The sequence below is a fragment of the Mycobacterium sp. genome, assembly GCF_052143115.1.
Classification (GTDB): domain Bacteria; phylum Actinomycetota; class Actinomycetes; order Mycobacteriales; family Mycobacteriaceae; genus Mycobacterium.
Window position 1 is genome coordinate 1 of sequence record NZ_JBKQTQ010000211.1, and the last position, 4035, is coordinate 4035.

At 68.1% G+C, this 4035-nt stretch carries 4 protein-coding genes; all 4 read right to left on the minus strand.

Annotated features, from left to right (window positions below; genetic code table 11):
* Positions 1-74: 74 nt before the first annotated feature.
* Positions 75-620, minus strand: coding sequence for an orotate phosphoribosyltransferase (gene pyrE, locus ACLQI9_RS21660; protein WP_442392166.1), 546 nt, complete (start codon positions 618-620; stop codon positions 75-77).
* A 1-nt stretch (position 621) separates the two neighbouring features.
* The gene (locus ACLQI9_RS21665) at positions 622-1398 is read right to left on the minus strand and encodes an SDR family NAD(P)-dependent oxidoreductase (RefSeq protein WP_442392163.1); all 777 of its coding nucleotides are present in this window, start codon (positions 1396-1398) and stop codon (positions 622-624) included.
* Positions 1399-1454: 56 nt separating this feature from the next.
* Positions 1455-2330 (minus strand): trehalose monomycolate transport factor TtfA, encoded by an 876-nt coding sequence (gene ttfA / locus ACLQI9_RS21670; RefSeq protein WP_442392164.1) that lies wholly within the window; start codon positions 2328-2330, stop codon positions 1455-1457.
* Between the two features lie 97 nt (positions 2331-2427).
* The coding region (locus ACLQI9_RS21675; RefSeq protein WP_442392165.1) for an ATP-dependent Clp protease ATP-binding subunit at positions 2428-4035 on the minus strand (1608 nt) is incomplete at its 5' end.

Genomic DNA, 4035 nt, shown 5'->3' on the forward strand with positions numbered 1-4035 from the left:
GCGCAGCATGCCACCGCCAATGCCGCGACCATCGCGATGAGAGTCCGCACGGTGACTAACGCGCGACGGCCGGCTCAGCCACCGGCCAGCCCCAAATCCGCCAGTCTCAACACACTGCGGTACGGCAAGCCCTCGGCTTCGATGGCTTCGGCGGCGCCGGTGGCCCGGTCGACCACGGTCGCCACGCCCACCACCTGTCCGCCGGCGTCCAGCACGGCGCGCACCGCGGTCATCGCCGAGGCGCCGGTGGTACTGGTGTCCTCCACCACCAGGACCCGTCGGCCAGTGATGTCGGGTCCTTCGATAAGACGTTGCATGCCATGGGTTTTCACTGACTTCCGCACGACGAACGCATCGATAGGGCGACCGGGCGCATGCATGACGGCGGTGGCGACCGGATCGGCGCCCAGGGTCAGGCCGCCGACGGCCGCGTACTCCCAGTCGTCGGTCAGTTCGCGGATCAGCCGGCCGATCAGCGGCCCGGCCCGGTGATGCAGGGTGGCGCGGCGCAGGTCCACGTAGTAGTCGGCTTCCTTGCCCGACGACAACGTGACGCGGCCGTGCACCACCGCCAGCCGGCGCACCAGGTCGGCTAACTCGTCGCGTTCGGTGGTGCTCACGTCAGGTGCGGCCACGGCCCCGCCCGAAGGTTCTGGTGGCGACGCGCGCCAAGTTTCGCGGCACCATCCGTGACGCGGTGGTGATCGCCTTGTACTGCACGCCGGGGATGATGACCACTTTGCCCCGGCCGATGTCGGCCAGGCTTTCCCGGACCACGTCGTCGACCTCGAGCCACATGAACGACGGCAGTGAGGCCATGTCGATGCCGGCCCGTTCATGAAATTCGGTGTGCACGTAGCCCGGACACACCACATGTATGCCGACACCGGTGCCCCTCAGCCCGCCGGCCAGGCCTTCGGTGAACGACACCACCCACGCCTTGGACGCCGAATAGGTCGAGCCCCGCCCGGACAGCAGCCCGGCGACGCTGGCGATGTTGACGACGGTGCCGGCACCGGCGTCGATCATCGCCGGCAACGCGGCCCGGGTCAGCTGCATCACCGCGGTGACGTTGACGTCCAACTGCGACTGCAGCTTGGCGGGATCGGCGGTCCAGAACTCACCGGACGTGCCGAAGCCGGCATTGTTCACCAACACGTCGACACCGGCGGCCAACCGCTCCGCGACCTTGCCCCGGTCGGCCGACTCGGCCAGGTCGGCCGGCAGCACTTCGACGGCACGTCCGGCCTCGTCGTGCAATTCGGCTGCGAGCTGGTTGAGCCGCTCAGCGTCGCGGGATACCAGCACCAAGTCGTAGCCGTCGGCGGCGTAGCGACGCGCGAAACCCGCACCGATTCCCGACGTTGGACCGGTGATCAGAGCGACGGGGCGCGGCATGACCGACAGCGTAGCGAAACCGCCAATGCCCCAGGCACAGGGAGGATACGAGGTAATCAGCGCTGGTAGTGGGTGGCCTGGTAGCCATTGCGGCCAGACGGCGGACGCCGCACTGGTGCGCCGGGCTCGACTGCCGGTGCGCGGCGGGTTGGCTCCTGCCGCACCGGCGGCGACCCCGCGGCGCCGCGGGCCGCTGCCCCACCCTCACGGGACAGGGCTTCTGGGTGCCGCGGCGGCGACTCGCCGCGGCCGGCCGGGGCCAGCGGACGGCTGGGTGCGGCTTTACGGCGTTCGGCCGATTGCGGCGCCGAGGTCTGCTGTGGCACCGGCGGCAACACCCGCAGCAGGTCGTTGAATTGGCGCACCGTGCGCAAGCCCTCGTCCCACTGCGCGCGGGTACTGCCGATCGGCATGCTGACCAGCGTCCAGTTCTCCTCGTTCCACATGATCTCGGCACAGTCGGGCGCGGTGTGCGCGAAGGTGACCATGCGCCGATCGCAGGCCCGTCGTGCGGCGTCCAGATTCGTGGAGTACACCATCCGCGGTCCGATCGCGCCCAGCAGCCAAATGTCGTTCTCGCGAGGCTCTTTGAGACCTTTGAGCCGCACGTCGACGACGACGTTGGTGCCCACCTTGCGGTGCAGCGCGATCACGGTGGCGACTTCCTCGAGATCGAAGATGAACACCGCCTCGCCGCGGATCTGGCCCAGTACGACATTGCGCGCCGGGATATTGCTGCCCACGGTCGACATCACCCCGCGCTTCCAGCGCTTGAGGATTTCCGTGGATTCCTGCTCGTAGTCGAATCCGTGCGAACGTGCCCACGACTTGCGACGACGGCCCCGCCCGCGCCGACGATCGATGTCGACATACAGCAACACCGCCGCACCGACAAAGCACAGCGCGGAGAGCGTAAACCAGAGTGGAACCATCGCCACGTAGCCTAGCTGCTGTTAGCCCCTAACCGGGAATGGCAGCAGGTCACAACCGAATTAAAGTTTGCTACCGCTTAGGTTCCGGCGCGCGGGCTCATCCCAACACGAGGCTGTCGCCGTCGGCGCTGACATTCACCGGAACGGTGTCGCCGTCATGCACGTCGCCGGCCAACAACATCTTGGCGAGCTGGTCGCCGATGGCGTGCTGCACCAACCGGCGCAACGGACGCGCTCCGTAGACCGGGTCGAACCCGCGCTGCGATAGCCACTTCTTCGTCGGCAGCGACACCTCCAGCTGCAGCCGTCGCTGCGCCAGCCGCTTCTGCAGCTGAGTCAGCTGGATGTCGACGATCTGCACCAACTCTTCGGGGTTCAGCCCGTCGAAGATCAGCACGTCGTCGAGCCGGTTGATGAACTCCGGCTTGAACGCCGAGCGCACCGCGGCCATCACCTGCTCCTCGCTGCCGCCCGACCCGAGGTTGGACGTCAGGATCAGGATGGTGTTGCGGAAGTCGACCGTTCGGCCCTGCCCATCGGTGAGCCGGCCCTCGTCGAGAACCTGCAGCAGCACGTCGAACACGTCTGGGTGGGCCTTTTCGACCTCGTCGAACAAAACGACGGTGTAGGGCCGCCGGCGCACCGCCTCGGTCAGCTGACCGCCCTGGTCGTAACCGATGTAGCCGGGTGGCGCACCGACCAGGCGGGCCACCGAGTGCTTCTCGCCGTACTCGCTCATGTCGATGCGGACCATCGCCCGCTCGTCGTCGAACAAGAAGTCGGCCAGCGCCTTGGCCAGCTCGGTCTTGCCGACACCGGTGGGGCCGAGGAACAGGAACGATCCGGTCGGCCGGTTGGGGTCGGCGACCCCGGCCCGGCTGCGACGCACCGCGTCGGACACGGCCTGCACGGCCTTGCGCTGCCCGACGACGCGCTTGCCGAGCTCGTCTTCCATCCGCAGCAGCTTGGCGGTCTCGCCTTCCAGCAGCCGCCCGGCCGGGATGCCCGTCCACGCCGACACCACGTCGGCGATGTCGTCGGGACCGACCTCTTCCTTGAGCATGACGCCCTCGCGGGCCTGCGCGGTGGGCAGCGCCGCGTCGAGCTTCTTCTCGACCTCGGGGATGCGCCCGTAGCGCAGCTCGGCGGCCTTGGCCAGGTCGCCGTCGCGCTCGGCCCGCTCGGACTCCCCGCGCAACGTCTCCAGCTGCTCCTTAAGTTCGCGCACGACGTCGATGGCGTTTTTCTCGTTCTGCCACTTGGCGGTCAGCTGGGCCAGCTTCTCCCGCTGGTCGGCGAGCTCGGAGCGCAGCTTCTCCAGCCGCTCCTTGGACGCCTCGTCTTCTTCTTTGGACAGCGCCATCTCTTCAATCTCGAGCCGGCGCACCAGCCGCTCGACTTCGTCGACCTCGACGGGCCGCGAGTCGATCTCCATTCGCAGCCGACTGGCCGATTCGTCGACCAGGTCGATGGCCTTGTCGGGCAGGAAGCGCGCGGTGATGTAGCGGTCGCTCAAAGTCGCGGCGGCCACCAGCGCCGAGTCGGTGATACGCACACCGTGGTGCACCTCGTAGCGGTCCTTCAGGCCGCGCAGGATGCCGACGGTGTCCTCCACCGACGGCTCGCCGACGAACACCTGCTGGAAGCGGCGCTCCAGCGCGGCGTCCTTTTCGATGTACTTGCGGTACTCGTCGAGCGTGGTGGC

Bases quoted from the DNA above. Each gene is read 5' to 3' on its own strand.
- ACLQI9_RS21665 (WP_442392163.1), bottom strand. From the start codon at position 1,398: ATGCCGCGCCCCGTCGCTCTGATCACCGGTCCAACGTCGGGAATCGGT.
- ttfA (WP_442392164.1), bottom strand. From the start codon at position 2,330: ATGGTTCCACTCTGGTTTACGCTCTCCGCGCTGTGCTTTGTCGGTGCG.